Source organism: Synechococcus sp. R6-7 (assembly GCF_047461695.1).
Lineage (GTDB): Bacteria > Cyanobacteriota > Cyanobacteriia > Thermostichales > Thermostichaceae > Thermostichus.
Map to the genome: position 1 here is coordinate 1 of NZ_JANSHS010000350.1, position 7,411 is coordinate 7,411.

At 60.8% G+C, this 7,411-nt stretch carries 5 protein-coding genes and 1 pseudogene; 1 reads left to right on the plus strand and 5 read right to left on the minus strand.

Annotated features, from left to right (window positions below):
* The first annotated feature begins 55 nt into the window (after positions 1-55).
* Entirely contained in the window at positions 56-3,451 is a 3,396-nt protein-coding gene (locus NW815_RS10450; protein ID WP_414415984.1) for an AAA family ATPase, read from the plus strand.
* Positions 3,452-3,456: 5 nt separating this feature from the next.
* Here the strand turns inward: NW815_RS10450 and NW815_RS10455 are convergent, their stop codons facing one another.
* From NW815_RS10455 to NW815_RS10475, 5 genes and pseudogenes are all read right to left on the minus strand, one after another.
* On the minus strand, positions 3,457-3,891 hold the full coding sequence (locus tag NW815_RS10455; RefSeq protein ID WP_414415985.1) for a GerW family sporulation protein: 435 nt from the start codon (positions 3,889-3,891) through the stop codon (positions 3,457-3,459).
* Positions 3,892-3,946: 55 nt separating this feature from the next.
* A complete protein-coding gene (locus tag NW815_RS10460) occupies positions 3,947-4,210 on the minus strand; it encodes a DUF2973 domain-containing protein (RefSeq protein WP_011432739.1) in 264 nt (87 codons plus the stop codon).
* Entirely contained in the window at positions 4,210-4,521 is a 312-nt protein-coding gene (locus NW815_RS10465; protein ID WP_041436371.1) for a DUF2605 domain-containing protein, read from the minus strand. The genes NW815_RS10460 and NW815_RS10465 overlap by 1 nt, the downstream gene beginning before the upstream one ends.
* 50 nt (positions 4,522-4,571) lie before the next feature.
* Positions 4,572-6,053 (minus strand): annotated as a pseudogene (locus tag NW815_RS10470) (cobaltochelatase subunit CobN); the annotation flags it as partial.
* A gap of 50 nt (positions 6,054-6,103) precedes the next feature.
* Positions 6,104-7,282, minus strand: a complete 1,179-nt coding sequence (locus NW815_RS10475) for a transaldolase (RefSeq protein WP_414389793.1) — start codon at positions 7,280-7,282, stop codon at positions 6,104-6,106.
* Positions 7,283-7,411: the final 129 nt, after the last annotated feature.

Sequence of the window (7,411 nt, forward strand, 5' to 3'; positions counted from 1 at the left end):
AGCTTATTATTGACTAGAGTCATGCTCCTCTCTCCTCACTTCTCACTCCTCATTGTTGCTCCCCACCGCTGACGCGATACTCTGGATCAAATGGCTCAACCTCATTTTTTCCAGCAACCAGAGCCCCTCAGAGTTTTCTGTGATCCCGGTTCGCCTAACCTTGCACAATTTTCTCTGTTACGCTCACGCCGTTTTGGATCTGCGCGGGATCCACACCGCCTGTATCTGTGGCCCCAATGGGGCAGGCAAGTCCGCCCTGCTCGACGCCCTCACCTGGGGCCTCTGGGGGCAAAGCCGGGCCAGCAACGATAGCGATCTCATCCGCAAGGGGGCCAGCGAAGCCTGGGTAGAGGTGATCTACCGCTCGCGAGGACAAACCTACCGCATCCTGCGCAGCCGTCATCTATCGGGCGAGGGATCCCTGGAGTGGCAAATTCAAACCGGAGAAACCGACGGCCAACCTCGCTGGCGTAGCTTGACCCGCCGCGGCATGCGCGCCACCCAACAGGCCATTCAAAGTCAGCTCAGCCTCGACTACGAGACCTTTATTCACTCCGCCTATCTGCGACAAGGACAAGCAGATGCCTTCACTCTGAAGCGTCCCGGCGAGCGCAAGCAGATCTTGGCCGACATGCTCAAGTTGGGGCAGTACGATTTGCTGGCCGACCGCTGCCGGGAACAGGCGCGCAGTGCCAAACTCAAAGCCGATCTGCTCCAAGAGCGCCTGCAGCAGCTCAACCAACAACAGGCCCACGTTTGCCAAATCCAAGCCGAGCTGGAGCGACTCCAACAACGGCAAACTCATCTGCAGCAGCTCCTAGCCCAGCAACAGCAGGAATTGCAAGCCCTAGAGCGCCTCTACGAACATCGCTGCATCCTGCAGGAGCGCCACCAACACCTTACCCAACACTTGCAAAAGCTCGGCACCAACCTACAGCACACCGAGCAACAGTGGCGTGCCCAGCGACAGCACCTGCTCCAGTTGGAAGAGCTGATCGCCCAGAGTGAAGACATCCTGGCGGGTTACGAACGCTACCAAGCCCTGATGGCCCAAGATCGCCATCTCCACCACCTCTTCGAGCAACAGCAGCATCTGCTCCAAGAACGCCAAAAGCTGCAAGCCCAGCAAGCCGAGCAGCAACAGCAGCAACTGCGCAAGATGCAACGGCTGCAACAGGAGTTGGCCACCTGCCAAGCCCAGGCCCAAGCCGATGCCCAATTGCTGGCAGAACAGGAACGCATCGAAATCGGCCTGCGCCACTACCAGCAAGCTCAAGAGCGTCTCCAGGCCCTGAACCAAGCCCAAGCTCAAGCCGCCGTCCTTCTCCAGCAGCAACAGCATTGGCAAGAGCAAATCCGCCGCGAGCGGGAACGTCTGCAAGCCCGCCTCCAGCTTCTCAGCCAGCAACTGCAAAGCCAGGAAACTCTAGCCCAGCAGCAGCAGCACCTGGAGCAGAAAATTGCCGAAGGAGAGGCCGCCTTGGCAGAGCTGGAGCGACGGCGTCTCTACCAGCAGCAGGTGTTGGAAAAAGTCCAAGAACGACGGCTGTTCGTGCAAAAGCTCCAGGAACGCCAGCGGGTTCTCCAGCAACAGTGGCAACAGGAGGAAGAACGCTGCCGCCTGTTGGTGACCAGCTGGGATGAAGGTCAAGAGGCGTTTCCCGTTCAAAGTGCTCCGCGAGGCGAACAAGATCAGGGAGAGCGCCGCCCCATCCCCACTTTGGCGAGGGTGACGGCCCTTGTCGAGGAGGCAGCCGAACAAGAGAAGGGATCCCCGGCCCTATCTTCCGCCGGTCAACCTGCCGAGTCATCCCCCGCAACGCCAACACCAGAGCCGCAGGGATCCGGCTTTATGGCTCCGCAGCGCCATCGCCACTGGACTTGCCCCCTCTGCGCCCGTCCCCTCAGCCCGCGCCTGCGGGATGTGGTGCTGAAAAAACACCGCGAGCGTCAAGAGGAAATTGCCGGCGAACTGTTTGTTATCCGCGAACAACTGGCGGTGGCCGACCGGGAGATCGAACTCTTGCAAGAAGAATACCGCCGTCTTAGCCAAGAACTGGCCACTTGGGATGAGCGCCTGCACCTTCAAGGGCGATTGCAACAGCAGTGGGAAGCCGAGCAGGAGCGCTGTCGGCAAATCCAGCTCTGGCAAGCAGAGGCGGCAGAGTTGAGGGAAATCCTTGACCGGGAAGCTTACGCTCAAGAAGCTCGGCAACAGCTCCAGCAGATCCAGCAGGCCCTGCACCAACTGGGCTATGACGAGCGCGAGCACGCCCTACAACGGGGAGAACTGGAGCGCTGGCGCTGGGCCCTGGGCCGCTCTCAAGAACTCCGCAAGGCCCAAGAGCGCCGCTCTCGCCTCTGCGAGCAAATCGCCTCCCTACAGGCACAACTGGAAACCCTGCAACAGGTGGGATCCAAGGACTCCGTCCCGCCAGTGGGATCGGATTCTCCCCTGGCGGAGCGGTTGGCTCAGGTGGAACAGGCGTTAAACCACCTGGGCTACGATGGATCCCTGCACCAGCAGGTGAAAGCCGAACTGGCCCAAGCGCAACTCTGGCCGGTGCGCCTGCAAGCCCTACAGGTGGCCCGCCAGGAACTGCCGGAGGTGGCAGCCCGCACCCAAGCCTTATCCCAACGCCTGCAGGAAAGCCGCCAGCACTTTGCCCAAGCCACCCAAGAGTTGGAACGGCTTCAGCAACAACTGGCGGAGCATCCCGAGGTTTTGCCTGCTCAGCTGGAAGGGATCCGCCAAACCCTGCGGGAGCACCGCCGGCGGCTGGATGAGGTGCTGTCTCAGATAGGGGCCACCCAACAACGGCTACAACAGGCGGTTCAACAGCAGGCGGAACAGGCCGAGCTGGAACAGCAACTGCAACAGGCCCGCCGCCAGCAGCAGGTGTACCAAGAGCTGGCCAATGCCTACGGTCGCAACGGCATCCCCGCCCTGATCGTCGAAAATGTCCTGCCCGAGCTGGAAGCCCAGGCCAACCAGATCCTGGCCCGCCTTACCCAACACCGCCTGCACCTGCAATTGGTTACCCAGCGCTCCGGGCGACGCTATTGCTCACCGGCCAAGCTGTCCTCCGTAGCGGGACGGAGTCCCTATGACACCCTCGACATTCTCATTGCCGATCCCCACGGCACCCGCCCCTACGAGACTTACTCCGGTGGAGAAGCCTTCCGCATCAACTTCGCCATTCGCCTGGCCCTGTCCCGCCTGCTCACCCAGCGCTCGGGATCCGACCTGCAAACCTTAATCATCGACGAGGGGTTTGGATCCCAGGATGCCACCGGGCGCGCCCAACTGCTGGCTGCCATCAACGCCATCGCCCCGGACTTTGCCTGCATCTTGGTGATTACCCACATCCCCAGCCTGCAGGATGCTTTCCCCCACCGCATCGAGGTACAGCCCTCTCCCCAGGGATCCCGCCTTCACATTCGCGGCTAGTCCCTTCAGGAGTTGCCGGCACGATTTTGCAGCCACTGCTGCAACAGGGGCACCAGAGTCTCGCTGAGTTGGTTCCACTGGTCGGGCTTCTGGACGGTGGTCAGCAGCTCCACTCGCTCGCCTCGGATCACCAGAAAGCCAACTGGCTCGATGCGCACCCCACCCCCCGCTCCCCCGAACAGACTGGCCGGATCCCCGCCGTTGCCGCGACAGCCAGGAGCAGTCTTTCCAAAGTTGCCCCCTCCCCCACCCAAGCCAAAATGCAAGGACATGTAAGGGACAATAATCGTCTCACCAATAGTGATCGGCTGACCAAAGGTTTGTCCCGTTTCCGCCAAAACCTTCAGCTTGCCGAGCACCGCCTCCAGCACCGATTCCACGTTGAAGTCGGATCCCATCTCCGTTGACTCGCCCACCAGACGCTCGGGCAAATGGCGCACGGCACCTTTCCAGGCTACTGCAGCCCCTCCAAGAGAGGAAGCCCAAGAAACTCCCCTAGTCTTCGTCCGGCGAGCCGGAATAGAGATCTTCCAAACGGCTGCGAGCTTCTTCCAAGCTGGCCGAGCGAATCACCAGTAGAGGCTCCTCGGTGAGGTTGCCATCTTCATCCAGCAGCTCTGGGTGAGGGATCCGCTTGCGGGCACGACGAGGAGAGGCCTTGCGCTCTTCCACACCCAGTGTGATGACATTGGCAACCAAGTTGCGCAGGGCCAAAAAGGCAATGGCCACAAAAGCGATGAGGTAGAGAATCTGCAGCATTACAGGTCGGGGGAGGGGTGAATCTGGCGAAATTGACGGCCCAATTCGGCACATTTCATCAGCAGGCGATGCCATTTTGCCATCAGCCCAGGGTCGATGCCAACCTCTTGATCAGAGGCCTGATAAAGCGCTTTGGCTACCTGTAGCTCCGCCTGGGCAGCCAAAACCTCTTCCAGCAAGGACTGCTGCTCTTCTGGGCTGATCAATTCCAGGGTCTCTTCCTGCAAAAAGCGGCGAGAACGCTCAAACCAGTAGCGGTAGTCCTCCAACAGTGGCCCCAGAATCTCTCGCAACAGCTCAGATTTGCTCATGGCCTGGGATCCCTCCACAACTGGTTTGGATGAAAAAATCTTAGCAGAACTTAACCTTCTCTCGCCACGGGAGAGCGGGATTCCAGGTAGGCTTCCATCTCCAGCATCAGGGCTTCGATCTGAGGCAGCAATTCCAGGGCCTGCTCTTGCCAGTAGCCCCGCTGGTGGGCTTCCAGCAGCCGCTCGCTCATGTCCCGCAGCGCCCAGGGGTTGCGGGATCGCAGGAACTGCTGGACTTGGGGATCCAATAGGTAGGCGCGGGCCAGGCCGGCGTACATGAAATCCGGCACAGCATGGGTGGTGACGTCGTAGGCAAAGAGGTAGTCCAGGGTGGCAGCCATCTCGAAGGCGCCCTTGTAGCCGTGGCGCATCACGCCGGCAATCCACTTGGGGTTGATCACGCGGGCGCGATAGACGCGGTCAATTTCTTCGGCCAGGGTGCGGATCTTAGGGTTGTGGGGACGGGCGTGATCCCCGAAGTAAATCCGCGGGTTGCGGCCCTGGAGCGTTCGCACTGCCGCCACCATCCCCCCTTGAAACTGGTAGTAGTCATCGGAGTCCAGCAGGTCGTGCTCGCGGTTGTCTTGGTTGTGGAGCACAATTTGCAGGTGGGCCAATTGCCGCCGCAGGGCTTCGGGGGCCGGCTCTCCCTCGCCATCGGCCCGGTAGGCGTAGCTGCTCCAGTTGAGGTAGGCGCGGGCCAGATCCGCTTCTGTTTCCCAGTTTTGCGCCTCGATCAGCCCCTGTAGGCCGGCCCCGTAGGCCCCTGGCTTGGAACCGAAGATGCGCAGCCGCGCCCGCTCCGCCGCTGCTTGCGTTGGGATCCCTTGCTCCTGCCAGTACTGGGTATCGGCCAGCACGTGGGCCCGCAGGGGATTGTCGGCTTCTGGCTCCTCCAGGTCAGCCACGGCCTGCACGGCCCGGTCAAACAGGGCAATCAGATTGGGAAAGGCATCGCGAAAGAAGCCAGAAATGCGCAAGGTTACATCCACACGGGGGCGGCCCAAAACCGCTACAGGCAGGATCTCGATGTCCACCACCCGTCCTCCATCCCAGCGGGGTTTGACCCCCAAGAGCGCCAGGGCCTCGGCCCAATCGTCGCCGCCAGTTCTTAGAGTTGAAGTGCCCCAAACGGATAGGCCCAGGCGACGGGGATATTCCCCCTGCTCTTGCACGTAGCGCTCCACCAGCCGCTCGGCGGCCAGTGAGCCGACCTGCCAGGCGGTGGGGGTGGGGATGGCGCGAATGTCCACCGAGTAAAAGTTGCGCCCCGTGGGCAACACGTCCACTCGGCCTCGGGTGGGGGCGCCGGAAGGGCCGCTGGGCACATAGCCGCCCCCTAGCCCATGCAGCAGGTTCTCCAGCTCCTGGGGGGTTTGCTGCAGGCGCGGCAGCAGATCCGTCTCGATCCAATGCAGCACCTGCCTGGCTGCTGGCCCCGGCGGCGGATCGTAAGGGATCCCTTGCAGCCGCTGGGCAATCCAGCGGCGGGCTTGCGCTTCCAGGGCGGCCACCCCGTCTCCGATGTGGCGAAAGTTCTCGCCCATAGACCTTGAGGTTTTCCCAGGCCGGCTGCCAGCGGCTAATTCTTCAGATAGACCGCCGCCCCTAGGCCGACCAACATTTCCTCAGGGGTAATTTTGCCATCTTGGTTGGTATCCAGGGCATCGAAAACGCGATCTGCCCCCATCCACTCCTCGCGGGTGATGAAGCCATCCCCATCCAGGTCGTAGAGGCGGAAGACATCCTGGGCGGCGTGGGTAATGGTTTCCTTGGCACCCTCCAGCTTCTGCAGCCGCTCGGTGAGCAGTTTTTCCAGCACCTCCAGCGCTTTGGAGAAGCCCTGGATCCCTTCTTCCAGCTTTTCTGAGGCCATGCGGTTTTCCCGGTGCATCTGGTCGAAGGTAGCTCGATCCATCACCAGGCGCGGGATGTCCATTTTCTTGGCTTTTTCCGGATCCAGTTTGCGCTCCAGGTAACCCTCGGTGTTCTGCAGCTCCGCCAGCAGCGCCGGTGAGATGGTGAGAAGATCGCAGCCGGCCAACTCGATGATCTCCCCGATGTTGCGGAAGCTGGCCCCCATCACTTCCGTCGGAAAATCGTATTTGCGGAAGTAGTTGTAAATCTGGGTCACCGACTGCACCCCCGGATCTTCGGCAGGAGGGTAGCTCTCCCGGCCCGTGTGTTTCTTGTACCAATCCAAGATGCGGCCCACAAAGGGCGAGATCAGCTTCACCCCCGCTTCGGCGCAGGCGATGGCCTGGTGCAAGCCAAACAACAGGGTGAGGTTGCAATGGATCCCTTCTTTCTCCAGGATCTCGGCAGCCCGGATCCCTTCCCAAGTCGAGGCAATTTTAATCAGCACCCGGCTGGGATCCGCTCCTGCCGCCTTGTAGAGCTCGATCAAATGGCGGGCTTTGGCAACTGTGGCTTCTGTGTCGTAAGAGAGGCGGGCATCCACCTCCGTCGAGACCCGGCCAGGAATGATGGACAAAATGCGCACGCCAAAGGCCACGGCCAGTTGATCGATGGCGTGGGCCACCACGGTTTTGATGTCGGCTTTGGATCCCAGTTCTTGGCGGGCCTTGAGCAAGGTTTCATCGACAATGCCCTGGTACTGGGGCATTTGGGCAGCCGCTGTGATCAAAGAGGGATTGGTGGTGGCATCCTGCGGCTTAAAGCTCTCGATGGCGTTGATATCCCCCGTATCAGCCACCACGACAGTCATCTGTCGCAATTGCTCCAGCAAGCTCTTGCTCATGTTCGGCTCCTTGAGATTGCGCTACGCGCCGCTTCTGCGACCTAGTTTCAGTGTTACCCATCCCATTCAGGGATCCCGGTAGACATGAGATTGTCTTAATTCTGATACATTCACGCTGAACTCTCCTGA